At 64.6% G+C, this 25,795-nt stretch carries 27 protein-coding genes, 1 tRNA gene and 1 other RNA gene; 23 read left to right on the forward strand and 6 right to left on the reverse strand.

Translation table 11 applies throughout. The features are described from left to right. Positions 1-45: 45 nt before the first annotated feature. Positions 46-537 carry a beta-class carbonic anhydrase gene (locus CH302_RS04980; protein ID WP_037190218.1) on the reverse strand — a complete coding sequence of 164 codons (492 nt, stop codon included), beginning with the start codon at positions 535-537 and terminating at the stop codon, positions 46-48. A gap of 224 nt (positions 538-761) precedes the next feature. Here CH302_RS04980 and prfB point away from each other — a divergent pair, with 224 nt between their 5' ends. From prfB to CH302_RS05070, 18 genes are all read left to right on the forward strand, one after another. Then, positions 762-1,874, forward strand: a complete 1,113-nt coding sequence (prfB, locus tag CH302_RS04985; RefSeq protein ID WP_027496571.1) for a peptide chain release factor 2 — start codon at positions 762-764, stop codon at positions 1,872-1,874. A 38-nt stretch (positions 1,875-1,912) separates the two neighbouring features. After that, positions 1,913-2,812, forward strand: coding sequence for a mechanosensitive ion channel family protein (locus tag CH302_RS04990; protein ID WP_037155702.1), 900 nt, complete (start codon positions 1,913-1,915; stop codon positions 2,810-2,812). Beyond that, positions 2,809-3,255, forward strand: a complete 447-nt coding sequence (locus tag CH302_RS04995; protein WP_037189833.1) for a hypothetical protein — start codon at positions 2,809-2,811, stop codon at positions 3,253-3,255. Before CH302_RS04990 ends, CH302_RS04995 begins: the two co-directional genes overlap by 4 nt. A gap of 86 nt (positions 3,256-3,341) precedes the next feature. Further along, on the forward strand, positions 3,342-4,031 hold the full coding sequence (gene ftsE, locus CH302_RS05000; RefSeq protein WP_027496574.1) for a cell division ATP-binding protein FtsE: 690 nt from the start codon (positions 3,342-3,344) through the stop codon (positions 4,029-4,031). Between the two features lie 66 nt (positions 4,032-4,097). Further along, entirely contained in the window at positions 4,098-5,003 is a 906-nt protein-coding gene (gene ftsX / locus CH302_RS05005; protein ID WP_037189832.1) for a permease-like cell division protein FtsX, read from the forward strand. A gap of 83 nt (positions 5,004-5,086) precedes the next feature. After that, positions 5,087-5,560 carry an SsrA-binding protein SmpB gene (gene smpB, locus CH302_RS05010; RefSeq protein ID WP_032397704.1) on the forward strand — a complete coding sequence of 158 codons (474 nt, stop codon included), beginning with the start codon at positions 5,087-5,089 and terminating at the stop codon, positions 5,558-5,560. Between the two features lie 8 nt (positions 5,561-5,568). Next, positions 5,569-6,423, forward strand: a complete 855-nt coding sequence (locus CH302_RS05015; protein ID WP_037189831.1) for a DMT family transporter — start codon at positions 5,569-5,571, stop codon at positions 6,421-6,423. 31 nt (positions 6,424-6,454) lie between these two features. Further along, positions 6,455-7,915, forward strand: coding sequence for an SDR family NAD(P)-dependent oxidoreductase (locus CH302_RS05020; protein WP_052047534.1), 1,461 nt, complete (start codon positions 6,455-6,457; stop codon positions 7,913-7,915). 65 nt (positions 7,916-7,980) lie between these two features. After that, positions 7,981-8,351: a transfer-messenger RNA gene (ssrA, locus tag CH302_RS05025) on the forward strand. A 118-nt stretch (positions 8,352-8,469) separates the two neighbouring features. Further along, entirely contained in the window at positions 8,470-9,165 is a 696-nt protein-coding gene (locus CH302_RS05030) for an alpha/beta fold hydrolase (protein WP_037189829.1), read from the forward strand. Beyond that, complete coding sequence (locus CH302_RS05035) at positions 9,144-10,433, forward strand: NAD(P)/FAD-dependent oxidoreductase (protein ID WP_371828438.1); 1,290 nt, start codon at positions 9,144-9,146, stop codon at positions 10,431-10,433. Before CH302_RS05030 ends, CH302_RS05035 begins: the two co-directional genes overlap by 22 nt. Continuing rightward, complete coding sequence (locus tag CH302_RS05040; protein ID WP_082323599.1) at positions 10,424-11,203, forward strand: DUF1365 domain-containing protein; 780 nt, start codon at positions 10,424-10,426, stop codon at positions 11,201-11,203. Before CH302_RS05035 ends, CH302_RS05040 begins: the two co-directional genes overlap by 10 nt. Beyond that, entirely contained in the window at positions 11,200-12,513 is a 1,314-nt protein-coding gene (locus tag CH302_RS05045; protein WP_082323598.1) for an SAM-dependent methyltransferase, read from the forward strand. Before CH302_RS05040 ends, CH302_RS05045 begins: the two co-directional genes overlap by 4 nt. Continuing rightward, a complete protein-coding gene (locus tag CH302_RS05050) occupies positions 12,510-13,835 on the forward strand; it encodes an SAM-dependent methyltransferase (RefSeq protein ID WP_052047533.1) in 1,326 nt (441 codons plus the stop codon). Before CH302_RS05045 ends, CH302_RS05050 begins: the two co-directional genes overlap by 4 nt. Before the next feature lie 56 nt (positions 13,836-13,891). After that, complete coding sequence (locus CH302_RS05055; protein ID WP_230596247.1) at positions 13,892-14,623, forward strand: DUF1295 domain-containing protein; 732 nt, start codon at positions 13,892-13,894, stop codon at positions 14,621-14,623. A 70-nt stretch (positions 14,624-14,693) separates the two neighbouring features. Next, positions 14,694-16,334 carry a phosphoglucomutase (alpha-D-glucose-1,6-bisphosphate-dependent) gene (gene pgm / locus CH302_RS05060; protein WP_094649896.1) on the forward strand — a complete coding sequence of 547 codons (1,641 nt, stop codon included), beginning with the start codon at positions 14,694-14,696 and terminating at the stop codon, positions 16,332-16,334. 77 nt (positions 16,335-16,411) lie between these two features. Beyond that, positions 16,412-17,569 (forward strand): MFS transporter, encoded by a 1,158-nt coding sequence (locus CH302_RS05065; protein ID WP_052047593.1) that lies wholly within the window; start codon positions 16,412-16,414, stop codon positions 17,567-17,569. A 25-nt stretch (positions 17,570-17,594) separates the two neighbouring features. Next, entirely contained in the window at positions 17,595-18,341 is a 747-nt protein-coding gene (locus CH302_RS05070) for a DsbA family protein (protein WP_037189821.1), read from the forward strand. Here the strand turns inward: CH302_RS05070 and CH302_RS29935 are convergent. After that, entirely contained in the window at positions 18,334-18,498 is a 165-nt protein-coding gene (locus tag CH302_RS29935) for a hypothetical protein (RefSeq protein WP_155292893.1), read from the reverse strand. The genes CH302_RS05070 and CH302_RS29935 overlap by 8 nt on opposite strands. Between CH302_RS29935 and CH302_RS05075 the strand changes: the two genes are divergently transcribed. After that, positions 18,469-18,541 (forward strand) — tRNA-Ala (locus CH302_RS05075). The two genes, CH302_RS29935 and CH302_RS05075, sit on opposite strands and share 30 nt — an antisense overlap. Before the next feature lie 133 nt (positions 18,542-18,674). On the opposite strand, the gene CH302_RS05080 is transcribed toward CH302_RS05075, so the two are convergent. Beyond that, positions 18,675-19,019: a histone-like nucleoid-structuring protein Lsr2 gene (locus CH302_RS05080; protein ID WP_037190211.1), complete on the reverse strand. Its 345-nt coding sequence runs from the start codon at positions 19,017-19,019 to the stop codon at positions 18,675-18,677. A 537-nt stretch (positions 19,020-19,556) separates the two neighbouring features. Between CH302_RS05080 and CH302_RS05085 the strand changes: the two genes are divergently transcribed. Both CH302_RS05085 and CH302_RS05090 read left to right on the forward strand, forming a co-directional pair. After that, complete coding sequence (locus CH302_RS05085; RefSeq protein WP_037190209.1) at positions 19,557-20,627, forward strand: N-acetylmuramoyl-L-alanine amidase; 1,071 nt, start codon at positions 19,557-19,559, stop codon at positions 20,625-20,627. 11 nt (positions 20,628-20,638) lie between these two features. After that, a complete protein-coding gene (locus CH302_RS05090) occupies positions 20,639-21,685 on the forward strand; it encodes a CobW family GTP-binding protein (protein WP_037189818.1) in 1,047 nt (348 codons plus the stop codon). Positions 21,686-21,690: 5 nt separating this feature from the next. Here the strand turns inward: CH302_RS05090 and CH302_RS05095 are convergent, their stop codons facing one another. Genes CH302_RS05095 through CH302_RS05105 form a run of 3 tightly spaced genes read right to left on the reverse strand, consistent with a single transcriptional unit; the run spans position 21,691 to position 24,294 of the window. Then, positions 21,691-22,104, reverse strand: coding sequence for a molybdenum cofactor biosynthesis protein MoaE (locus CH302_RS05095; RefSeq protein WP_037189816.1), 414 nt, complete (start codon positions 22,102-22,104; stop codon positions 21,691-21,693). Continuing rightward, positions 22,097-23,107, reverse strand: coding sequence for a bifunctional molybdenum cofactor biosynthesis protein MoaC/MoaB (gene moaCB, locus CH302_RS05100; RefSeq protein WP_082323629.1), 1,011 nt, complete (start codon positions 23,105-23,107; stop codon positions 22,097-22,099). Before moaCB ends, CH302_RS05095 begins: the two co-directional genes overlap by 8 nt. Continuing rightward, entirely contained in the window at positions 23,104-24,294 is a 1,191-nt protein-coding gene (locus CH302_RS05105; protein WP_037189814.1) for a molybdopterin molybdotransferase MoeA, read from the reverse strand. Before CH302_RS05105 ends, moaCB begins: the two co-directional genes overlap by 4 nt. 177 nt (positions 24,295-24,471) lie before the next feature. Here CH302_RS05105 and moaA point away from each other — a divergent pair, with 177 nt between their 5' ends. Next, positions 24,472-25,530, forward strand: coding sequence for a GTP 3',8-cyclase MoaA (gene moaA / locus CH302_RS05110; RefSeq protein WP_052047591.1), 1,059 nt, complete (start codon positions 24,472-24,474; stop codon positions 25,528-25,530). Next, on the forward strand, positions 25,523-25,777 hold the full coding sequence (locus CH302_RS05115; protein WP_037189809.1) for a MoaD/ThiS family protein: 255 nt from the start codon (positions 25,523-25,525) through the stop codon (positions 25,775-25,777). Before moaA ends, CH302_RS05115 begins: the two co-directional genes overlap by 8 nt. The last annotated feature ends 18 nt before the right edge of the window (positions 25,778-25,795 follow it).

Here is a 25,795-nt window from a genome sequence, read left to right on the forward strand (position 1 = left end):
GCCGCGCACACGGCGTCTCGCATACGGCGATCTGTGTGGTCGGGCCTATCCGGTGACTTCGTTCAGCTTCCCGGTTGCCACATCGAAGACGAAGCCTCGAATGGATTCGTGCTTCGTGACGAACGGGCTCTGCTCGATGCGGGCGAGCGATTGGCGAACATCGCTGTCCAAGTCGGAGAACGACTCCGCGGCCCAGTTCGGTTCGATGCCGGTCTCGTCCTGCAGATCTTTCTTGAACTCGTCGTCGGTGAATGTGAGCATGCCGCAGTCGGTGTGATGGATCAGGATGATCTCCTTGGTGCCGAGCAGACGCTGACTGATGGCCAGCGAGCGGATCTCGTCGTCGGTGATCACGCCACCGGCATTTCGGATGACGTGGGCTTCTCCGTCGGCGAGACCGAGAATGCGGTAGACGTCGAGTCGGGCGTCCATGCACGCCACCACGGCGACGTGCTTCGACGGCGGGAGCGGTAGGGGACCGTCGAACGTCGCGGCGTAGGCCTTGTTGTTCTCGAGGTACTGATCGGTGACGGTCATACGACGCTCCTGTGGACTGCGGGTGTGGCCGGCACCGGGCGGTGACAGGCATGTCGACATGCGAATATGCCGATGAGCCGAAAGCTAGCAGTCGACCGGTGGCCTGGCGAGAGTTGAAATCACCGCGGTTCGAACCCTCGACGACGGTCTCCGTCCGGCTCGTGCGGGCCGGCGGAATCGGGGGCGGTCGGGCTCGGGTTCGCGTGCCGGTAACCTTGACTCTCGTGCATCCCGACGTTTCTGCAGACCTCGCCGAGCTCGACACCACTCTCTCCACCGTCGAGTCGGTCCTCGACGTCGAGGAACTGCGGCGACGCATCGACGAACTCGAACATCAGGCGGCCTCGCCGGACCTGTGGAACGACCAGGAACACGCTCAACAGGTGACCAGCCAGCTCTCCCACGCGCAGGCCGAGCTTCGCCGGGTCGAAGAGCTCCGCCAGCGCCTCGAGGACATGCCCGTTCTGTACGAGCTCGCCGAGGGCGAGGAGGGCGAGGCGGCCGCATCGGCCACCGCCGACGCCGACGCCGAACGCGCCTCGCTCCGAGAGGACATCGCAGCCATGGAAGTACGGACCCTGCTGTCCGGCGAATACGACGCGCGCGACGCACTGGTCAACATCCGGTCCGGCGCAGGTGGAATCGACGCCGCCGACTGGGCGGAGATGCTCATGCGCATGTACATCCGCTGGGCCGAGAAGCACGGCTACGGCGTCGAGGTCTACGACACGTCCTACGCCGAAGAAGCGGGTATCAAGAGCGCCACGTTCGCTGTGAAGGCCCCGTACACGTACGGCACGTTGTCGGTGGAGCAGGGCACGCATCGGCTCGTGCGCATCAGTCCCTTCGACAACCAGGGTCGACGCCAGACCTCCTTCGCCGAGGTGGAAGTTCTTCCGGTCGTCGAGACCACCGACCACATCGAGATCCCCGAGAACGACATTCGCGTGGACGTCTACCGCTCGTCCGGCCCGGGCGGGCAGTCGGTCAACACCACCGACTCCGCCGTTCGATTGACACACATCCCGACCGGCATCGTGGTGACCTGTCAGAACGAGAAGTCGCAGCTGCAGAACAAGGTGTCGGCCATGCGAGTGCTGCAGGCCAAGCTGCTCGAGGTCAAGCGCAAGGAAGAGCGCGCCGAGATGGACGCGCTCAAGGGTGACGGCGGCAGCTCCTGGGGCAATCAGATGCGCTCGTACGTACTGCACCCGTACCAGATGGTCAAAGATTTGCGTACCGAGTACGAGGTGAACAATCCGTCTACTGTTCTCGACGGGGACATCGACGGTTTTCTGGAGTCGGGAATCCGCTGGCGCATGCGAGGGGAGCAGTAGATGACCGGTCATTGCGCAGGCTCCACTCCAACGATCCGATGACGGCCTGGCTCAACGTGACGCCCGAGGTCAAGCTCAACGGCCTCGGAATCGTGCTGTACATCCTGGGCGGGCTGCTGGCCGCGCGCTTCGTCACCTGGACCGGATCTCGGATCACTGCCCGCATCGACCAGAACTACCAGCACAGCGACGCGCTCGTGCGATCCGAGGCCGCGAAACACCGTCATGCGCTGGCTCAGGTCATCACCTGGGTGCTGGTCACTCTCATCTACATCCTGGTCACCATCGAGGTACTGCGCCGCTTCGGCTTCGGCGTCGGCGGTCTTGTCGCACCCGCGACGGTCATCGGTGCCGCCCTCGGCTTCGGTGCTCAGCGCGTGGTTCAAGACATTCTGGCCGGCTTCTTCATCATCACCGAACGGCAGTACGGCTTCGGTGACGTCGTACAGATCGCCGTCAACGGCTCCGCCGAAGACGCCGAGGGCACGGTCGAGGACGTCACGCTCCGAGTGACCCGGGTTCGTAGCGTCGACGGCGAGGTCATCACGGTCCCCAACGGGCAGATCGTCAAGGCGATCAACCTGTCGAAGGATTGGGCGCGCGCCGTCGTCGATGTTCCTGTCCCCAGCACCGCCGATCTCACCCAGGTCAACGCGCTGCTCCGTGCAGTCGGCCGGGACGCATTCGCCGATACGCGGTTGCGTCCGCTCCTGCTCGACGAACCGACCGTGATGGGCGTGGAGAGCATCGAGGTGGGGCAGGTCAACGTGCGCCTGGTCGCACGGACGCTGCCGGGCAAGCAATTCCAGGTGGGGCGAGAGCTTCGAGTGAGAGTGGCCGCTGCGCTGCAGCCCGAGGGCATCAACGTTGCCCCCGACGTGAGTACGGCCGGAGTCGCACCCGAATCGTCAGGACGAGATCGGACGGAAGACCAGTGAGTACACCCGACGCCGGAACCGAACGCTCGCAACGAAATTGGCGGCAGTGGCGCATTCCGAACAAGATCTACGGCCGGGTGCGCACGTCCACCGTCGCGTTCGGGATCTGCTTCGTGCTCACAGGCCTGCTCTACGGGCAGGTCAGTGCCGACATCGCAGAACGAGACGCCGAACCAGTGCAAGGCCCGGTCGCCGTAGACCCGGATGCAACCACCCCTTACATCCAACCGCAGACCTCCGAGCCGCGATTCTCGACAACCACGGTCTCGCCCACTCCGACGGCCACCGCCGATCCGGATGGGACGGGAAGCGTCGACGAATCCGGTCAGCCTGCGACCACGACGACTGTGCCATCGACGACGACCGCGCCGTTCGGCGTGCCGATTCCCCCGGCGATTCAGTCGCTGATACCCACCCAACCTGCGCCGACATCCGCGCGCTGAGTCGGCCTTTACCGTCTCTCGGGACTCGCCGCGACGCCCCAGCGGTTCCGGCGGTTACCGGCGAGTAAGGACTACACTGGCGACCCGTGATCAGCACCTCGAATGTCTCCAAGTCCTACAAGACCTCCACCAGGCCTGCCCTGGACAAGGTGACGGTCTCCATCGACAAGGGTGAGTTCGTGTTCCTGATCGGTCCGTCGGGTTCGGGTAAGTCGACGTTCATGCGGCTGCTCCTCAAGGAGGAGACGCCCACCTCCGGCGACATCCACGTCGCCGATTTTCACGTCAACCGGTTGGCGGCCCGACGCGTGCCTCGGCTGCGGCAGAGCATGGGTTGCGTGTTCCAGGACTTCCGCCTGTTGCAGCAGAAGACCGTCGTGGAGAACGTGGCGTTCGCGCTCGAGGTGATCGGCAAGCCACGCTCGATGATCAAGCGCACCGTTCCCGAAGTTCTGGACCTCGTGGGACTCGGCGGCAAGTCGGATCGTCTGCCCAACGAGCTGTCCGGTGGTGAACAGCAGCGCGTGGCCATCGCTCGGGCGTTCGTCAATCGTCCGCTCGTACTGCTCGCGGACGAGCCGACCGGCAACCTCGATCCGGATACCAGCCAGGACATCATGCTGCTGCTCGAGCGCATCAACCGCACCGGAACGACTGTGCTCATGGCCACCCACGACAACCACATCGTCGACTCGATGCGCCGACGCGTCGTCGAACTCGACAACGGACGAGTCGTTCGTGACGAGGCCCGCGGGGTCTACGGCGTCGGGCGCTGACGCCGCCGCCGTTTCAGGACCGCACAGACTTCACGACCGAACGAATCGAAGGGCTCGGATTCCGCGATGCGCGCAAGTTTCATCTTCAGCGAGGTCTTCACCGGACTTCGCCGCAACATCACCATGACTGTCGCCATGATCTTGACGACCGCTATCTCCCTCGGCCTGTTCGGCGGCGGACTGCTCGTGGTGCAGATGGCGGGAAAGACTCAGCAGATCTTCCTCGATCGGGTGGAGGTGCAGATCTTCCTCACCGACGACATCTCGGCGAGCGATGCCGACTGTGCGCAGGAGACCTGCGCGACGTTGCGCTCGGATCTCGAGAACACGCCATCGGTGGTCTCGGTGCAGTACCTCAACCGTGAGGACGCGGTGAAGGACGCAACCGAGCGAGTGTTCAAGGATCAGCCCGAACTGGCCGAACTGGTCAGTGCCGACAGCTTTCCCGCGTCGTTCAAGGTCCGCCTGAGTGATCCCGAGCGGTTCGGGGTGATCAACGACAACTTCGAGAATCGACCGGGAGTGCAGAGCGTGCTCAATCAGCGCGATCTGGTCGAGCGCCTGTTCAGTGTGCTCAACGGCGTGCGCAACGCTGCTTTCGCCATCGCGACGGTGCAGGCGATCGCGGCAATCCTGTTGATCGCCAACATGGTTCAGATCGCCGCGTTCACCAGACGAACCGAGGTCGGAATCATGCGGCTGGTCGGTGCCACTCGCTGGTACACCCAGCTGCCGTTCCTGCTCGAGGCGGTGGTGGCGGCACTGATCGGATCTGCGCTCGCCATCGCCGGCCTGTTCACCGCGAAGAACATGTTCATCGACGATGTTCTATCCGACGTGTATCAGGCCAACATTCTGGCCCGGATATCGAACAGCGACGTTCTCCTCGTCTCGCCGTTCCTCGCGCTGGTGGGAGTCGGCATGGCAGCGGTGACGGCGTACATCACGCTGCGCCTGTACGTGCGCGAATAAATTCACTTGTCGTTCGGTTCTATGCTGGAGCGGTTGCCCGTGGAACCGCTCCACGTGGCGAACGCTCGAGAAAGGGCCCTGCAGTGAGAGAGAAGGGCCGCAAGGCCATCGCGACCAATCGCAAGGCGCGGCACAACTACTCCATACTCGACGTCCTCGAGGCCGGAGTTGCCCTCGTCGGAACCGAGGTCAAAAGTCTGCGTGACGGCAAGGCCTCGCTGGTCGACGCCTTCGCGACCGTCGACGACGGTGAGATCTGGCTACGCGGACTGCACATCGCCGAATACACGCTCGGTAGCTGGACCAACCATGCGCCGCGGCGAAACCGCAAACTGCTCCTCCACCGTCGCGAGATCGATCGTCTTGCAAGCAAGGTCAAAGAGGGAAACCTGACGCTGGTGCCGTTGTCGATGTATTTCTCCGACGGCAAGGTCAAGGTCGAACTTGCGCTGGCCAAGGGCAAGCAGGATTACGACAAGCGACAGTCGTTGGCCAAACGCACCGCCGAACGCGAGGTCACTCGTGAGCTGGGGCGTCGTGTGAAGGGAATGCGCTGACCGCTGTTCTGCTCGCTCTGGTAGCTGCCGTCGGCTACGGGGTGAGCGATTTCGTCGGCGGTGTCGCATCCCGCCGGGTTGCCGCCCTCCGGGTGGTCATCGTGTCCTACCCGCTGTCGCTGGTGATCGTTCTGCTCGTAGCTCCGTTCGTCGGTGGCACCATCGAGCTGCAGGCGATGCTATGGGGACTGGCCTCGGGTGTCGCAGGCGGCGTTGCGGTGTGGTGGTTCTACCTTGCCCTCGCCGCCGGGCCGATGGCTGTGGTCTCGCCTGTCACCGCAGTACTGGTCGCCGGTATCCCGGTGCTGGTCGGGCTGTCGATGGGCGAGCGTCCCGGCATCATCGCGTTCGTCGGCATCGCCGTCGCCCTGGTGGCCGTGGTGCTGGTCAGCAAGGAATCCCCGGACGAGGTGACCGGTGAAGTGGCAGGCGGTCGGGAGATGAAGTTCACCCGAACCGTGGCCTGGTTGACGGTCGGTTCGGGCGTGACGTTCGCTTTCGCGTTCATTTTTCTGCACCAGATCGGCGACGGCAGTGGACTGTGGCCGCTTGCGGCGTCGCGTGCGTCGGCAACCGCAGTGGTCTGGGTAGTAGCTCTGGCGTCCGGGCACTTCTCGCCCCCGCATGGCAGCGTGCTCAAGCTTGCGGCATTCGTCAGCGTGCTCGACGTGGTCGCCAACGCCGCCCTGATCTACGCCTATCAGGACGGTCTTCTCTCGTTGGTGAGCGTGATCGCCTCGCTGTATCCGGCCGCGACGGTATTGCTGGCCATGGTGATGCTCGGCGAAAGAGTCGGCACTCTGCAGAAGATCGGTATGGCGTTGGCGCTCGGCGCGATCGCGATGATCGCCCTCGCAGGTTGAACTGGACCGCTCGGGGGTAATGACCTCGTTTATGACAGCTTCCGATTCGCCGTCCGACATCCCCGTGGTTCAGGACGACGGACGCCCTCCCCGCGTTCTGGTCACCGGTGCCACGGGATACCTGGGCGGGCGTCTGGCACCGCGTCTGCTCGACGAGGGGTACCGGGTCCGCGTGCTTGCTCGCACCCCCAGCAAGCTCGACAACGTGCCGTGGGCGGCGAATGTCGAGATCGTTCAGGGCGATCTGAGCGATCGGGAATCGTTGAAGGAAGCGCTCAGCGGAGTCGACATCATGTACTACCTGGTGCACTCGATGGGCACCGCAGGGCACTCGGATTTCGCCGACACCGAACGCGACAGCGCCGAGAACGTCGCGGCCGTTGCTGCCGAGTGCGGCGTCGGTCGCATCGTCTACCTCGGCGGGCTGCATCCGCCGACCGGTGAGCTCTCGCCACACTTGAAGTCTCGTGCCGAGGTGGGTCGCATTCTGATCGAGTCGGGCGTTCCCACCGTGGTGCTGCAGGCGGGGGTCGTGATCGGATCCGGCTCGGCGTCGTTCGAGATGATCCGGCACCTGACCAACCGGCTTCCGGTGATGACCACTCCGCGGTGGGTACACAACCGCATCCAACCCATCGCTGTGCGCGACGTGTTGCACTACCTGATCGGGGCCGCGAGTGCGCCGATCACCGAATCCAGAACGTTCGACATCGGTGGTCCCGACGTCATGCAGTACGGCGAGATGATGAACATCTACGCCGACGTCGCGGGTCTGCGGCAGCGTCGAATCATCGTGCTCCCGGTGTTGACGCCGCGTCTGGCAGGCCACTGGATCGGGCTGGTGACTCCCATTCCGCGCGGGCTGGCGATGCCGCTCATCGAGTCACTGCAATACGACGCCGTCGGCCACGAGATGGACATCGACGCCGTCGTACCCCGTCCGGACGGCGGTCTGACCGGCTACCGCGACTCCGTGAGATTGGCACTGCGCAAGATCGACGACGGTGAGGTGGAGACGCGGTGGACCGACGCCACCGGCACCGCGGCACCGTCGGACCCGCTGCCCTCGGATCCGGCGTGGGCAGGCGAGGTCGTCTACACCGACACCCGCGTCGCCCGAAGCGCAGCGAAGTCGACCGCGATCCGGCCCGCACTCGAACGATTGGCCGACGCCGACGTTCTCACCGGCTGGCACCGCGACGTCACCGGACCCGACGCATCCGCGTCGGGCACCGAACACACCACTCGGCTCAAGTCCTCCACCCGACTGCCCGGCGAGGCCTGGCTCGACCTGACGGTCGGCGGCACGGCGAAGCAGCCGACGATCGAGCAGCGGTTGGTGTTCTTCCCCCGTGGTCTGGCCGGTCGCGCGGTCTGGTACGCCTCTCTGCCGGCACGGTTGGTCGTGGCGCGCCGAATGCTGCGCACGGTGGTGCAGCGTGTGGACGCCGATGCCGCATCGCGCGCGACGGATCGCCGTGCCGGCAGTTAATGGGATGAAAGTGGCCATGCGAGGCGTTACACTGAACAGCCCGGACACAGTGTTCGGGAACATACGGGGCTGAACGGTTTCGACTTTGTATGTTGAGTCAGGGGAAGCGTGTCGGTGCAGGCGAGAGACCACCGTAAGCGTCATCGCAACCTTATAAGCGCCGATTCCAATCAGCGCGACTACGCACTCGCTGCCTAAGTAGCGACTGCGTGTCTGTCAGTCCGGGCTTGCCCTCGGTCCGGGTACTGGCATCAGCTAGAGGGCTCACCGATTCATCCGGCCGCGGGATGATGAGGAACATCAAACAGTGGCTGGGATCGTCATCCTGACTTGTTCGCGAGATCGGGAGATCCAAGTAGAGGCATAGCGGACTGCACACGGAGAAGCCCTGGTAATGCAGCAGAGGACCCGGGTTCGATTCCCGGCAGCTCCACCGACGAAGACCGGGCCGAGAGACACACTCTCGGCCCGGTCTTCTTTTTCTGTCGGACAGGTCACAATCGCCCCGTCCGAACCGATCCCACCCGAAGCGGCCGCGGTGCCGAATAACCGGCATGAGCAACGAGCCGACTCCAGTTCTGCGCACCGGCAGAAGAGTGTCCGAGCCTGCACTGGTCGTGTTGGTCCTCGGCGGCGGCAAGGACGTGAGCCGGGCGCGCAGTAGGCCGTGGCACCTCGCCGGTCTGCGGATGTGGCCGTTCACCTGGATGCTTCGGCGCGTGGGACGCGCACACGACATTTCGGTGCAGCAGTTGCAGTACCGGTTCCGCGGCTGGAACGCCCCCGAACGGTCTCCGGTCGAGGACGCCCGGTGGGCGCTGAACCGAATCCGCGCGGAGCATCCCGACGTTCACGTGGTGGTCGTCGGCCATTCGATGGGTGGCCGCACCGCAGCTGCCCTGATCGACGACCCTTCTGTCGTGGGAGTGGAGCCTGCAGGAACGACCCAGAAAATCTCGGGTGTCGTCGCCTTGGCCCCGTGGTGGCCGGAGGGTGTGGAGGCCGACGGATTCGGCGCGCATCATGCGTTGCTCGTCGTTCACGGGACTGCAGACAAGTGGACCGATCCGAGAACCTCGCGCCGTGCGGTCGAACGTGCGGCGGCGCGCGGGGCTTCCGCTCGCTACCTTTCCGTTCCGGGTGGGCACTTCATGCTCCGCAATCCGCAGCTCTGGTCGAGGGCGACGCGTGACTTCGTTCTCGGTATCGCCGCCGATGCGCAGGCCGACTGCATGGGCAAACCGTCGTGACGCGCCGTCGTATCGCGGTGGTCGGGAGCGGTATCGCAGGCCTGACGGCCGCATACGCACTGTCGAAGAACTCGTCGGTGACGCTGTACGAGGCGGACTCTCGGCTCGGTGGTCACGCGGACACGCACTATGTCGACGGCCCCGACGGTCCGGTAGGCGTCGACACCGGGTTCATCGTGCACAACGACCGGACGTATCCGACTCTGCTGCGCCTGTTCGACGAACTGAACGTGCCGACGCAGGATTCGGACATGAGCATGTCCGTGCGCTGCGACGGGTGCGGGCTCGAGTACTCGGGCGGCCAGGGCATGAGCGGAATCCTCGCGCAACGTACGGCGGTGTTCAAGCCACGGTTCGTCTCGATGTTGCTCGACGTCAAGCGTTTTCATCGCCTGGCCAACGAACTGCTGGACAGTGCCGAACCGGTGGAGTCCGAGACGACTCTCGCGCAGTTTCTCGAAGATCACTCGTTCTCGGCGTACTTCGAATCCCACTTCATGACGCCGTTGGTGTCCGCGGTGTGGTCGTGCGATCCGGATACTGCTCTCGCCTACCCGGCTCGCTACCTGTTCACTTTTCTCCGCCACCACGGAATGCTCACCGTCACAGGATCACCCACCTGGCGCACCGTCACCGGCGGGTCCATCGAATACGTTCGCCGGGTTGCGGAGCACATCGACGAGGTACTGCTCGATACCCCGGTGCGCGCGGTCTACAGGTCCGAGGACTCCGTGCAGATCCGTGACGCCGCAGACCGCCTGCGCACGTTCGACGCGGCCGTGATCGCCGTGCATCCCGGTGCCGCGCTGAAAATGCTCGCAGAACCGACGGCCCTCGAGCACACCATCCTGGGAGCGATGCCGTACTCCACCAATCACACGCAACTGCACACGGACTCGTCGGTGTTGCCGAAGAACACCAGGGCGCGTGCATCGTGGAACTACCACCTCCCGTCGTGCACGGCCAGGCCCGACCGGGTGCTGGTCAGCTACGACCTGACCAGGTTGCAGCGCCTGGGGGACACCGATCGCAGAATGCTGGTCACCCTCGGTGGAGCGGATCGGATCGACCCGAACGCGGTACTCGACGAGATGACCTACGAACACCCTCAGTACACCCCCGAATCGGTTGCAGCGCAGCGTCGACTTCCCGAATTGAATACCGACACAGTGGTATTCGCCGGTGCGTACCACGGCTGGGGATTTCACGAGGACGGTGCGTTGTCGGGCGCGCGCGCCGCACAACGGGTGGGGGCCACGTGGCTCTGACATCGGTTCTGCCGACCACCCGCGCACACGGGGCGGCGTTGTATCGCACTCGGATCGACCACATTCGACGCGCGCCGATTCGAAACACGTTCTCGTACAAGAGTTACAGCTGGTTCGTCGATCTCGACGCTCTTCCCGAATTGCCCCGGATACTGCGACCGCTGGCCTCGTTCGATCCCCGTGACCACCTCGGTGACCCCGACGCCACCATCCGCCAGAACGTCGACGCGTTCCTGGCGGAGAGCGGTATCGACCTCGGCGGCGGACGGATCACGATGTTGGCCAGTGCGCGGGTGTTCGGGCACACGTTCAACCCATTGAGTGTGTACTGGTGTCACGATCGCGACGGAGAGCTCCGCTGCGTGGTGGCGGAGGTGCACAACACCTACGGCGAGCGATACCGGTATCTGCTGCACACCGATCATCGCGGTGCGGCCCGCACGACCAAGGAGTTCTACGTATCGCCGTTCAACGACGTCGACGGCGAATACTCGATGCGGCTACCCGAGCCGGACGCCGCACTCCGTCTGTCGATCGTCCTCGAACGACCCGGTCGGCCTCCGTTCGTGGCGACCGTCCACGGCCGTCGTCGAGAGGTGACGTCGCGGTCCATTCTCCGCACCGCACTCGAGATCCCGTGTGCGCCGTTACGGGTGGTGATACAGATCCGCTGGCAGGGCATTCGGCTCTGGGCGCGGGGTCTGAAGATCGTGCAGAAACCTGCCCCTCCCGGGGCGCGAGAATTCCAGAAGGAAGGGGCCAACAGATGACAACTGTGTCGAAGGCCGATTCTGTGTCGAACCCGTACGGTGGTTCCGCTGTCGTTCCGCGCCCGCTGGTGGATCCACGGGTCTGGCCTCAGATCGCCCAGGTTCCCGGTGGCATGAAGGTTGCAGCCGCAGCACCAGTCGCCGACTTCCTCTTCCGCCGCGCGGTCGCGCGATTGCAGGTTCGGGTGGCGATGCCCGACGGCGAGGTCATCGGGGCCGGCTCGGCCGATGCACCGTTGATGACCGTCTATCGACCACACGACTTCGCCGCACGGGTCGGCGACAGCGGACTCATCGGATTCGGTGAGGCATACATGGCCGGAGACTGGGATGCCGAGGATCTCACTGCTGTGCTCGAGGTCTTCGCCCGGCGCATGGCGTCCCTGATTCCGAAGTCCCTGCAGCGCCTCCGAGGGCTCTATATCCCCAAGCCTCCACGGAGCGAGCGGAATACGACCAAGAACACGCGATCCAACATCTCGCGCCACTACGACCTGTCGAACGACCTCTTCGAACTCTTTCTCGACGAGACGATGACGTACTCCAGTGCGTTGTTCGCCGAATCGGGAAACGACGACGACAGGGAGGAGCTCGCCGACGCCCAGCGTCGCAAGATCGACCGGCTACTCGACCGGGCGGGCGTCGGCGAGGGAACCAGGGTGCTCGAGATCGGTACCGGATGGGGTGAGCTGGCCATCCGTGCGGCAGCTCGTGGTGCGACGGTCCGGTCGGTGACCTTGTCGACCGAACAGCAGGAATTGGCGCGTAAGCGCTGTGCCGCTGCCGGTTACGGAGACCGGATCCAGATCGATCTCCTCGACTACCGCTTGGTCGACGGCGAGTACGACGCGATCGTGTCGGTCGAGATGATCGAGGCCGTCGGGCATCAGTATTGGGCGACGTACTTCGAGACGATCGACGCGCTGCTCGCACCGGGTGGGCGGGTTGCCCTCCAGGCCATCACGATGCCGCACGACCGAATGCTGGCTACCCGAAACACGTACACCTGGGTCCACAAGTACATATTTCCCGGCGGATTCCTGCCGTCCGTGCGGGCCATCGAGGAGGTGACCGAGCAGAGCACTTCGCTTCGGGTTCGCGAGCGTCTGTCGATGGGCGATCACTACGCGCGAACCCTCGCTCAGTGGGACAGGCGCTTCCGTGAATACCGCAGCGAGGCCGAGGAGCTCGGTTTCGACGAGGTGTTCGCGCGAATGTGGCATTTCTACCTGTGCTACTCGGAGGCCGGATTTCGATCCGGATACCTCGATGTTCAGCAGATCGTGCTCGACCGAAGGGACAACCGATGACCACCTCGACACTTTCCGTCGACCGGACCGACCGCAGTGTCGGTGTCGCACACCGGATTGCCGAGCTGATCGAACCCCTGGTTGGTGGTCCGCTTCCCGTTCGGCTGCAGGCGTGGGACGGATCCGTTGCGGGAGATGCGTCGGCACCGCGAGTGCTGTTGCGGAGCCCGAGCGCCCTTCGTCGATTGCTGTGGAGCCCCGGCGAACTCGGTGCTGCACAGGCGTACGTCACCGGGGAGCTGGACGTCGACGGCGATCTCGCCGCGGCCCTCGATCACGTCTGGGGTGTGGTGCGTGAGCGCCGACTCTCGGCGATACGACCGGGGCCGGCGTCGCTCCTGCGGTTGGCGAAACTGGCCAAGGATCTCGGAGTGTTCGGCCGTCCTCTGCCGCCGCCCGTGTCGCAGGCATCGGTGAAAGGGCGGCTGCACTCGGTGCTTCGCGACCGCGCCGCGATCAGTCACCATTACGACCTGTCGAACGACTTCTACGAATTGGTGCTCGATTCCCACATGGCGTACTCGTCGGCGTACTGGACCTCGGATTCGCCGGACTACACCCTCGACGATGCCCAACGCGACAAACTCGACCTCGTTTGTCGAAAGATCGGTCTCGACAAGCGTGCCGGGCAACGCTTTCTCGACGTCGGCTGCGGCTGGGGGTCCCTGAGCCTGCATGCGGCTCAGGAGTACGGAGCGCAGGTCGTCGGAGTGACCATCTCGCGCGAACAGAAAGCCTTCATCGACAAACGAATTGCCGACCGAGGACTGCAGGACAACGTCGAGATCCGAATTCAGGATTATCGAGAGATTCCGGACGGGCCCTTCGACGCGGTGGCGTCGATCGAGATGGGTGAGCATGTGGGGGAGGCCAATTACCCGACCTACACCGCCGCACTGCACACCAACGTCAAGCCGGGTGGACGCGTGTTGATTCAGCAGATGTCGCGAAGAGAAGGTGACAACCCCGGCGGCGGAGCCTTCATCGAGTCGTTCATCGCGCCGGACATGTACATGCGCCCCGTCGGGCGGACCGTCGCGATGATCGAGGAGGCAGGGCTGGAGGTTCGCGACGTTCACGCCCTTCGGGAGCATTACGTGCGGACCGTCGATGTCTGGACCGAGCGCTTCGAGGCGCGCTACGACGAAGTGGTGGCGATGGTCGGCGAAGAGGTCGCGCGCGTGTGGCGGCTGTACCTGATCGGCGGCGGAATGGCCTTCCGGGACAACAGGATGGGCGTCGACCAGATTCTGGCGGTTCGGTCCGAGAACGGGACGTCCGAGATGGAACCGGTGCGGCCGTTGTGGGTGGGCCCGCGGTGAACTGGTCCGACTTCCTCACCGTATCGCTTGCGAGCCTCGGCGGTACCGCCGTCCTGATGATCGTCACCGCCCTCATCGGCGCGCGCATCGGACGCCACAACGTCGTGGACGTGACGTGGGGCGGCGGGTTCGTTCTGATCGCGCTGATCTCGGCTGCGACCGGAACAGGCGAATTGTGGCGTCGAATACTTCTGCTCGTCCTCGTCGGGGTGTGGGGACTTCGTCTCGCAGTGCACGTCTTTCGACGCTCGCGTGGGCACGGTGAGGATCCGCGCTACACCGAACTGCTCGCCAAGGCCACCGGTAACAAAACCCTGTATGCCCTGCGGAAGATCTACCTGACGCAGGCGGTTGCATTGTGGTTCGTGTCCCTGCCGCTGCAGGTATCCGCCGTCGCCCACGGATCCGTTCTGCCGGTCGTCGTACTCGGCGTACTGGTCTGGATTCTCGGATGGACGTTCGAGGCAGTGGGGGATGCGCAGTTGACGGCCTTCAAGGCCGACGCGTCGAACAAGGGCAAGATCATGGATCGTGGGCTGTGGTCCTGGACGCGGCACCCGAACTACTTCGGTGACTCGGCAGTCTGGTGGGGACTGTTCCTCGTCGCGGCGTCGGCGTGGCCCGGAGTGTTCACGCTGCTGTCGCCCATAGCGATGACGTACTTCCTGGTGTTCGCCACCGGTGCGCGGTTGCTCGAGCGCAGCATGGAAAAGCGTCCGGGGTATCGCGAATACCAGCAGCGGACCAGCTATTTCCTCCCACGGCCGCCGAAAGGCCCCAGCAAGTAGCTCGTGGGGGAGGCAGCGGCGCTAGGGTTGGTCGAGGATTTCGGTTCGTCGATCAACGAGGAGGCGCATCGTGGCGCACGAGAGAGCTGGAACCACTGCACTGCCGGAGGATCTGGTAGATCTTTCGCAGCTCGTGACGGCGTACTACTCGCGAGTTCCCGACGTGTCGGAACCCAGCCAGCAGGTGGTGTTCGGCACATCAGGGCATCGAGGATCCAGCTTGGATTCGGCGTTCAACGAGGCACACATCGTCGCGACGACGCAGGCGATCGTGGAGTACCGCGCTGCGCAAGGCATCACCGGGCCGTTGTTCATCGGCCGGGACACCCACGCGTTGTCGGAACCCGCCTGGACGACGGCTCTGGAAGTGTTGGCGGCCAACGACGTCGACGTACTGGTCGATTCGGGGGATCGGTACACCCCGACCCCGGCCGTCAGTCACGCCATCCTTCGGTACAACGAATCGGGCCCCGCGGCGAAGGCCGACGGCATCGTGGTGACTCCGTCGCACAACCCGCCCCGGGACGGCGGCTTCAAGTACAACCCTCCGCACGGCGGTCCTGCCGACAGTGATGCCACATCGGTCATCGCCGCTCGCGCGAACGAGCTTCTGCGCACCGGCATTTCGGGCATCGAGCGGGTGACGCTCGCGCAGGCGTTCGCGGGGAGCGTCTCGCGCTACGACTTCCTCGGCACCTATGTGGACGACCTGCCGAACGTGCTCGATCTCGATGCGATCCGTGCTGCCGGAGTTCGCATCGGCGCAGATCCGCTGGGCGGCGCGAGTGTCGATTACTGGGATGCCATCGCCGAGCGGCACAATCTGGACCTGACCGTGGTGAACCCGTTGGTGGACGGCACATTCCGCTTCATGACTCTCGACACCGACGGCAAGATCAGGATGGATTGCTCGTCGCCGAACGCGATGGCGTCGCTCATCGCAGCCCGCGATCGGTTCGACATCTCGACGGGCAACGATGCCGACTCCGACCGGCACGGCATCGTCACTCCCGACGGTGGCCTGATGAATCCCAATCACTTCCTCGCCGTCGCCATCGACTACTTGTTCACGCACCGACCCGATTGGTCGCCCACGGCGGCAGTGGGCAAGACGTTGGTGAGCTCGTCGATGAGCGACCGGGTCGTCGAAGCTCTCGGCCGTCGTCTGCTCGAGGTGCCGGTCGGGTTCAAGTGGTTCGTTCCGGGTCTGCTCGCAGGCGAGCTCGGATTCGGCGGTGAGGAGAGCGCAGGAGCGTCGTTCCTCCGACACAACGGCCGAGTCTGGACCACCGACAAGGACGGCATCGTTCTCGCACTGCTGGCGTCCGAGATCACCGCCGTCACCGGATCCACGCCGTCGCAGCGCTACGGCGAGTTCACTGCGAAGTTCGGGAATCCGACGTATGCCCGCGTCGATGCACCGGCAACCCGCGAGCAGAAAGCCGTTCTCGCCAAGCTCTCGCCCGACCAGATCACCGCCACCGAGCTGGCAGGCGAACCGATCACGGCAACGCTGACCGAGGCTCCGGGAAACGGAGCCGCCCTCGGTGGCCTGAAGGTGACGACGGAGAGCGCCTGGTTCGCTGCGCGCCCGTCCGGAACCGAGGACGTCTACAAGATCTACGCAGAGTCGTTCCAGGGCGAGGAGCATCTCGCCCGGGTGCAAGCCGCAGCACGTGAACTGGTGTCGTCCGCACTCGAGAGCTCGTGACCGACTCACCTCCACCCGACAACGACAGTTCGGCTCCCGAGCCGGCATTCCGACCCGGAGGCAAGCTCCCACCGGAGATCTGGGTTCTGGTGTCGGCGGCGTTCGTCATCGCGCTCGGATTCGGCATCGTCGCGCCCGCTCTGCCACAGTTCGCCCGGGAATTCGGCGTCGGGTACACGGCGGCGTCGGCGGTCATCAGTGCATTCGCTCTCATGCGGTTGCTGTTCGCACCCGCCAGTGGTGCTCTGGTGCAGCGGCTCGGCGAGCGGCCCGTATACCTGATCGGACTGCTGATCGTTGCGGTGTCCACCGGTGCGTGCGCTCTGGCCCAGACGTATTGGCAGCTGCTGGTGTTCCGCGGACTCGGCGGCATCGGCTCGACGATGTTCTCGGTGTCGGCACTGGGACTGCTGATCCGGATCAGTCCTCCGACCAGTCGTGGCCGCATCTCCGGCCTGTATGCGACCGCCTTCCTGTTGGGAACCATCGGCGGTCCGCTCGTCGGCGGCGCGCTCGTCGGATTCGGTCTGCGGGTGCCCTTCGTCATCTATGCCGTGGCTCTCGTGATCGCCGCGGCCGTCGTGTACTTCACCCTGGGCAATTCCGACCTCGTCAAGCCGGAGAAGGGCTCGGCGCCGCCGACGATGTCATTGCTTGCCGCGCTGCGGATCCCGTCGTACCAGGCGGCGCTGGCATCGAATTTCGCCAACGGTTGGGCTGTGTTCGGTGTTCGGGTGGCCTTGGTGCCGTTGTTCGTGGTGGAGGCGATGCAGCGATCCGAGGTGTTCGTCGGTATCGCGCTGACAGTGTTCGCAGTGGGAAATGCGCTGGTTCTCACCAGTGCAGGTCGCCTGTCCGATGTGCGCGGACGAAAGCCCTTCATGGTGGGTGGGTTGGCGGTGTGCGGCCTGGGGACCGTCGTGATGGGGTACGTCCACGATCCCGTGCTGTTTCTCGTGGTGTCGTTGATCGCCGGCATCGGATCGGGTCTGATGAGCCCCGCCCAGCAGGCCTCGGTTGCCGACGTGATCGGCTCGAAGGCGCGCGGAGGGCCCGTACTGGCTGCATTCCAGATGGCCTCCGATGTCGGCGCGGTCATCGGCCCGATCGTGGCCGGGATGATCGTCGAACAGGTCTCGTTCGGTCCGGCTTTCGCCGTGACGGGAGCGCTGCTTCTCCTGGCAGGACTCTGGTGGTCGCGAGTTCCGGACACCCTCGGACGCGAGCGCGCCTGACGGACGCAACCGTAGTATTCGCTGTGTGAGCCAGAAGAAGATATCGAGTACGAAACACACACCCGAGGCAACCTCCAACACGATGACCTACGTATTGGGTGGCATCGCATTCGTCGTAGTGGTGATCGTCATCGCGGTGGCGATCATGTGGCAGAGCGGAAGCGACGCTCCACGCAACGACGGCTACGGAACGGTCAAGAATCCGGCGGTCGAATTGTCGTTGCCGGGTGACGGGGTGGTGCAGCTGTCGCGTCCGGAAGCGCAGCGGGTCATCGATGTCTTCGAGGATCCGATGTGCCCGTTCTGCGGCGACCTCGAAGTGAAACACGGCCAGGAGCTGGCTCAGAAAATCGACGACGGTGTCGTCTCGGTGAATTACCACCTGGTCAATTTCCTGGATCCGCAGTCGCCGTCCGGTGACTATTCGACGCGTGCCGTAGCGGCGTCGCACTGCGTGGCAGCGACAGAGAACGCGCGGGTCTACTCCGCATTTCACGCCGGTCTGTTCGACCCGGAATTTCGCCCCGAAGAAGGCGGTGACTCCGACCGAACCGATGCCGAACTCGCGGAACTCGCCCGATCCGTCGGAGCCAGCGATCTGGCAACGGAATGCATCGCCGCCGGTGCGCAGCGCGACGCAGCAGTAGCGGATGCGAACACCGGACGGGACGCGTTGGCGGCGTCGGGTGCCCGTGGAACGCCAGGGGTCCTCGTCGACGGTCAGGTCGTCGATGCGCTCGGTGACTCGGAATGGCTTGCGTCGATCAACTGATCTCCTGGGCGTGGGTGCGGTCGGTGATCGAGGATTCGGTACCGGCCGCACCAGGTGATTTGTTGCTGCTGCGACCGATGGTGTAACTTCGTTCGAGCAACCGCATGAGCGGGAGCACGCAGTACTCGGGGCTATGGCGCAGCTGGTAGCGCACCACACTGGCAGTGTGGGGGTCAGGGGTTCGAGTCCCCTTAGCTCCACCGTGAAGGACAAGCTCGTTTTCGGTCAATGAAAAAGCGTCGCCCCCGGGCGACGCTTTTCTTGTTTCGGTGTCACCGACCGCCGAGTCGGCATCCGAGCGTCCCGCCCGGAGCCGATTCGTCGATCGACGGCTCAGTGTGCTGCGTCGAACGCCTGCTCGACCTCGGCGGGGATTCTGCCTCGCGCCGAGATGTTGTGGCCGTTCGCCTTGGCCCATTCTCTGATGGCTTTGGTCTGATTGGCGTCGCGCTTGGCGCCGGTTGCGGGAGTGCTCGACTTCTTCGTTCGCTTTCCACCGACCTTGGTGGAGTGCTCGATGTAATAGTCGAGCTTGCGGTGAAATTCCTTCGCGTTCTTGTCGCTCAGGTCGATTTCGTAGCTGACTCCGTTGACCGAATAGGTTATGTGTTCGCCACCGGATTCGATCGGTTTTTCGTCGATGTCGTCGACTAGTTGCACATAGACTTTTCTGGCCATGCTGCAGCTCTCCAATGATGCAGGGGATGATGCGGGGATGTCCAGATCGAACTGAAGCGACTATACGGCTGAACAATGTGGTTATCCACGCGGGCCGGGGAATTGTTACGTAATTCCCAGAATTGTCTCGAAATCGGATCGTGTGGTTACCGAAACGTCGATATGCATGCGAGAACATTGTCTCGCTGCGACCGTGTGTCATAAAGGAGACAAAAGACGAACCGGCCGGTTCGAAGGCGGTTTTCCATCATCGAGTCGGTTCGTGGTCGTTTCGGTGGGGCCGTGGACGATCTCGGCGCGAAACGACCATTCGTGTCGGCAACGAATCGGTCACGGAAGGCACTCATTTCCCTAACGAATCATTGTGCGAGTCTCCCCGGGGCCGTCTTCTGCTTCACTTGAGGCGCAAGTGTCTGTTGTGACGTGTGGTGCCCCGCGATGCGGTGACCGCTCGGATCAGCGGTGTCCGAGGGGCCGAGAGGGGAGTAGCGCAGCGAGCTCCACCGTTGCGCCAACGACGATATGAAATCTGCACCGATGACAAGGTCGGCAGTAGCGGCGCTGATGTGCGCCGGAGTGCTCGGTGTCGGAGTGCTCGTGTCGGCGCCGGCCATCGCCGCACCGTCCAGCACGGCACCCGCCGCCGGCACCGAGTTGTCGGGGAAGACAGTGTTCCTCGACCCGGGTCACCAGGGCACCGCACACTCGGAGAATCTGCAGCGGCAGGTGAACGACGGGCGGGGAGGCACCAAGGATTGCCAGACCACCGGTATGACCACACTGGACGGCGTGCCCGAGCACACGATCAACTGGAAAGTCAGCGAGCTGGTCCGATCGAGCCTGGAGAGTCTGGGTGCGACGGTCGAGACGAGTCGAGCCGACGACACCGGCTGGGGCGGATGCGTCGACGACAGGGCGCGGGCCGCCAGCGACTCCGGTGCCGACGTGGCCGTGAGTATTCATGCGGACTCCACGAGTACGACGACCGATGCAGACAAGCACGGGTTCCATCTGATCGTTCCCACTCTTCCGATTCCGAGCGCGGCTGCCGATGCTGCCCAATCCGAGGGGGGACGGTCGGCATCGACGCTGATGCGAGACTCCTACGTGCGCGCAGGCTTCGAGCCCGCGAACTACGCAGGGGTCGAGAACGGGATACAGGAACGATCCGATGTCGCCGGGCCCGCGCTGACCACGGTGCCCCTCGTGTTCGTCGAGATGGGCAACGGATCCAACCCCGACGACGCAGCTCTTCTCGAGAGCTCGGACGGTCAGCTCGAGCATGCGATCGCGATCTCGACGGGGATCATCGACTACCTCCTCGGGGCCGAAACCGCCTCCACCCCAGCGGACGCCGTCACCACGCCTGCGGCTACCCCCGCCGCGACAGCGACGACCGACACCGCCGCGCCCGCAGCGACGTCAACCGGCCCCGCAGGCCCCGCGGCCGAGGGGCGTAGCGCATTGTCGAGGTTGCTCGAGAGCGTGTCCCCGTACGTGAATGCATTCGGCGTCGACGGCCTGGCAGGACTCGCGACCCCGGACAACGTGAGCAGTGTGTCGACGTTCGCTCGAGGCCTGCTGAAACAGATTCTCATCGACCGGTAGTCTCGGATGCCGTGGCGCGTCGACGAATTCCGGTGGTGATAGTTGCGGGCTTTCTCGGAGCAGGTAAGACCACGCTTCTGAACCACCTGCTGCGCAATGATTCCGGCATCCGAATAGGGGTCGTGGTCAACGACTTCGGGGCGATCAACATCGACTCGATGCTCGTGGCCGGCCAGGTCGATTCGATGGTCTCACTCGGTAACGGCTGCATCTGTTGCGCCGTCGACATCAGCGATATGGACGCGATGTTCGACGCCCTCGCGCACCGTCGGTCCGCCATCGACGTGATCGTGGTGGAGGCCAGTGGCCTGGCCGAACCCCGCAATCTCATCAGAATGGTTCGGGGTAGCCAGAACGAATTCATCGTCTACGGCGGGCTCGTCGGTGTCGTCGACGCGGTGGAGTTCCGGCGGACCCGCGCGCGCCATCCAGAGATCGACCAGCACCTGCAATTGGCCGACCTTGTGGTGCTGAACAAGTCGGATGCGGTGACCGAGTCCGAGCGCTCCGCGGTGGTGTCGACGGTGCAGTCCGTCGTAGGAGACGTGCCCGTCGTACCCGTGGCCTTCGGTCGCGTCGACCCGCTGCTGCTGTTCGATCGGCGTGACGATCACTCGGTGGATTCGGCAATGGCGGTGCAGCTGTCGTTCGACGAGCTACTCCGGGAGAACCACGATCACGACCACGATCATGACCATCACCTGCACGCGCAGTACTCACACACCGAATTCGTGACGACGGTTCCCGTCGAACCGCGCCGTTTGATCGAGTTCTTGGAGAATCCTTCCGGAAACCTCTACCGCATCAAGGGATTCGTGCACTTCGGCATCACCGGCTACACGCAGAAGTTCGTCGTGCACACGGTGGGCCGACACATCCGATTCGAGGCTGCGTCGTGGGCCCGGGGTGAGCCCGAGCAGACGTCACTGGTGCTGATCGGTACCGATCTCGATGCGTCGGCCGTCGAGCAGCGGTTGCGTGCCTGCGTGCGAGGACCGGACGACGCCGACGACGCCTCCGCCATGCTTCCGGTCCATCGTTATCTCGAGACCGGTTAGTTCCTTTACAGCCCGACCCACTCGGTACGTCCGCCCTCGAATCCCTGACGCTTCCAGATCGGGACCTCGGCCTTGATGCGCTCGACGAGTCGGGCGCAGGCTTCGAACGCTTCGGCGCGATGAGCCGAGCCGACGGCCGCGACGAGCGCGAGGTCGCCGACCCGTAGATCGCCGACGCGATGTACTGCGGCCACTGCCAATCCCGTCTCTGCCGATACCTCCGAGCAGCAGCGGCTCAGGAAGCGTTCCGCGTCGGGATGTGCGCGGTATTCCAGAGTCTCCACCGCATGCCCGCCGTCGTGGTCGCGCACGATTCCGCTGAACAGTACAACGGCACCGTGACGCGAATCCTGAACTGCCACCTCTACTTCGGCAGTGCTCAACGGTTCGTTCGAGATACGGGCGACGAGCTCACTCATCGTGGGGGCCTCCTCCGGCGATCTGGGCCAGCACATGGTCGAGGAGCGGGTCGAGAACGGAGAGTCCGTCCTTCACGCCACCCGGCGAGCCCGGCAGGTTGACTACGAGCGTGCGTCCGATCAGGCCCGAGACACCGCGGCTGAGCACCGCATGAGGTGTCGCAGATGTTCCGCGGGTTCGGATCGCATCGGCTATCCCCGGCATGTCGATGTCGAGGAGCGCCGCCGTCGCCTCGGGGGTCGCATCGGTGGGGGATACACCGGTGCCGCCCGTGCTGACGATCAGCGACGGTTCGCCGCGTAGGGCGTCCTGCAACCCCGTAGCGATGTCGGCATCGGCGTACACCAGTGGGCCACGCACGGCGAAGCCCCGATCGGTCAACCAGGACGCGATGGTGGGGCCGGTGGTGTCCGGGCGAGATCCGTTCGCGCCGCCGGTCGAGGCGACCAGAACCGCTGCGGACCGTGCGGACTCGAATATCGGCGCAGCCGCAGAATCGGGGGAGTCCGCTGCGTCGTCCCGTTGCCAATGTCCGTGCTTACCGCCGTCTTTGGTGAGCAACCGGACACTGTTCATGGTGGCACCGGGATCGACGGCCTTGACCATGTCGTGCAGCGTCAGGCCGGCTACGGCGACCGCGGTCAGTGCTTCCATCTCCACCCCGGTACGTCCGGTGGTGCGGGCGGTTGCCTCGACCGTGATGGACGAGTCGGTGAATCCGAACGAGATCTTCACCGAGGAGAGGGCGAGCTGGTGGCACAGCGGAATCAGTTCCGACGTCTTCTTCGCCGCCGAGATGCCCGCGATGCGGGCGGTGGCGAGAACGTCGGCCTTGGGCATGTCGTCCGCGCGCACGAGCGCGACGACCTCGGCGGTGGTGACGAACTCACCGGCGGCGACGGCCGTGCGCGAGGTTTCCTTCTTGTGCGCCACATCGACCATGCGGGCGCGGCCCTGATCGTCGAGATGAGACAGTTGGGGTTGCGGTACATCGGTGGTCACAGTGGCCACACCTCCACGTCGGATCCTGCAGCGAGTTCGGTTGTCTCGGAGTCGATGTCGATCAGCACATCGGCCCATGCCAGTGCAGCGACCAGGTGCGAGCCGGGACCGGCGACGAGCTCCACCCGCCCGTCGTCGCGCAATCGACCACGGAGCAGTTGTCTTCGACCGGGCGGAGACACGATCGGTTCGTGCAGGGCCGCAGTGGTCGAGAGCACCGGCGGCAGACCGGCCGCTCGCCGAACGATGTTGCGCGCGAACATGATGTACGAGACGACCGTACTGACGGGATTGCCGGGAAAGCTGAGCACGGGAACACCGTCGAACATCGTGATGCCCTGCGGACCACCCGGCTGCATACGAACCGACCCGAAGTTGCCGCCGAGCGGCCGGAGTACGTCCTTGACCACCTCGAAGTCGCCCATCGATACTCCGCCGGACGTGATGATCAGCTCGACCGATTCTGCTGCGGCGTCGAGGATCTCGCGAAAGCGGCTCGGCTCGTCGGAGCTGCGCGAGACGGAGACCACCTCTGCGCCGCTGGCGCGAAGGTGTGCGGCGAGGGTGATGCCGTTCGAGTCGTAGATCTGACCGGGCGTCAGCGTCGAGCCGGCGTCGACCAGTTCGGCACCGGTGGTCACGACGGCCACGCGTGGACGCGAACGGACGTCGATGTCGCCGAAGCCGACGGCAGCGAGAACGGAGATGTGTCGGGGTTCCAGAACGCGGCCCGACTCGACCAGGACCGTTCCGACGCGTACGTCGCTGCCCTGCTCGCGTACGAATTCACCTGCTGCGCGGCTTCTTTCGATCGTCACGGAACCGGCCGCCGGTACGGAGGTGTCTTCGACGGGGACGATTGCGTCCGCTCCGTCCGGAATGGGGGCACCGGTCATGATCTTGGCGGCGCTGCCCGAGGCGAGGACTGCCGATTCCGTCGGGCCTGCGGCGATGATCGTCGAGACCGGAAGCGTCACCGGGGTCGTGGCCACGGATCGAGAATCCACGGCATAGCCGTCCATCTGCGAGTTGCGGAACAGCGGCAGATCGACCGGCGATCGCACGTCCTCGAACGCGACGCGTCCCAGCGCGTCGTCGAGAGGAATTCGCTGAGCTGTTCTCGTGGTCAACGCCGCGAGCAGAGTCTCGACCGCGGCGGTGTGTTCCTCGACCGATACAGCGGTCACTGTGCGAATCCAGTGATCGCGTGCGTGTGCTCAACCGTCATGGGTGCCAATCCTAAGCACGCCGATCCGTCCACTCGGTGTGGGCTGCGGCATAATGGGTAGACACACGAACGACAGACGTGATTTCCGACGGAGACGAGGTACGAGGTGACGGTGGACAGTGTCACCTCGCTGGGCATTCCCGGGTTCGGCACCACCACGGGTTCGACGGCAGGCAGTGTCGGCCCGGTGTCCGACCGGCCGGACGTGCCGCATCTGATCGATCGATTCGGCCGAGTCGCGCGCGACCTGCGTATCTCCATCACCGAGAAGTGCTCCTTGCGGTGCACCTACTGCATGCCGGAGGAGGGGCTTCCGGCTATTCCTGCGTCGAACCTGCTCACGCCGGCCGAGATCGCGCGAGTGGTGTCGGTGTCCGTGCGGCTGCTGGGTATTCGGGACGTGCGCTTCACCGGAGGCGAGCCGTTGATGCGCCGCGACCTCGACGAGATCTTGAGGCTGTGCTCCGATGCTGCGGCAGGTGTACCGCTGTCGATGACCACCAACGCAGTGGGTCTGGAGCACCGCGCCGGGGCACTGGCCGATGCCGGTTTGACCCGGGTCAACGTGTCCCTGGATTCGGTCGACCGCGAAGATTTCGCGCGGCTGACCAGACGCGACCGATTGCCGTCGGTACTGGCCGGCATCCGAGCGGCGAAGCGAGCGGGCATCGGTCCGGTGAAGATCAACGCAGTTCTGATGCGCGACACGCTGTCCGGTGCAGTCGATCTACTGCGCTGGTGTCTCGACGAAGGGGTGGCACTGCGCTTCATCGAGCAGATGCCGCTCGATGCCGACCACGAGTGGGCTCGGGCCAACATGATCGACGCCCAGACCTTGCTCGACGAGCTGTCCACCGAGTTCGACCTACGTGAGGTGGGGCGCGCCGATCCGTCGGCACCGGCCGAGGAATGGAGCGTCGACGGTACCGATGCGACCGTCGGCATCATCGCGTCGGTGACGCGCTCGTTCTGCGGTGATTGCGACCGCACCAGGATCACTGCAGAAGGAACGATTCGGTCCTGTCTGTTCAGCGACGACGAGACCGATCTTCGGGCAGCTCTGCGCGGCGGTGCCACCGACGACGAACTGGCAGCGGTGTGGCGCGGGGCGATGTGGAACAAGTGGGCGGGGCACGGCATCGACGCCGACGGCTTCGTACCTCCCACCCGCAGCATGGGAGCCATCGGTGGCTGACACCCGGGTGGAGGTGCGGTACTTCGCTGCAGCGGTCGACGCGTCGCACTGCGAGTCCGAGTACCTCACCGTGCCGGTCGGTGCCACCCTCGCCGATCTGCGAGAGCTGATCCTGTCTCGGCACGGCGCGCCGATGGAGCCGATTCTTCGGGTCTCGGCCTACCTGGTGGGAGATGATCTCACCCGCGATCTCGGGCGCACGATCGGCGGCAGGGTCGACGTACTGCCGCCCTTCGCCGGCGGCTGAGCACACCCGGTTCGCCGC

This window comes from Rhodococcus sp. 15-2388-1-1a (assembly GCF_002259145.1).
Lineage (GTDB): Bacteria > Actinomycetota > Actinomycetes > Mycobacteriales > Mycobacteriaceae > Rhodococcoides.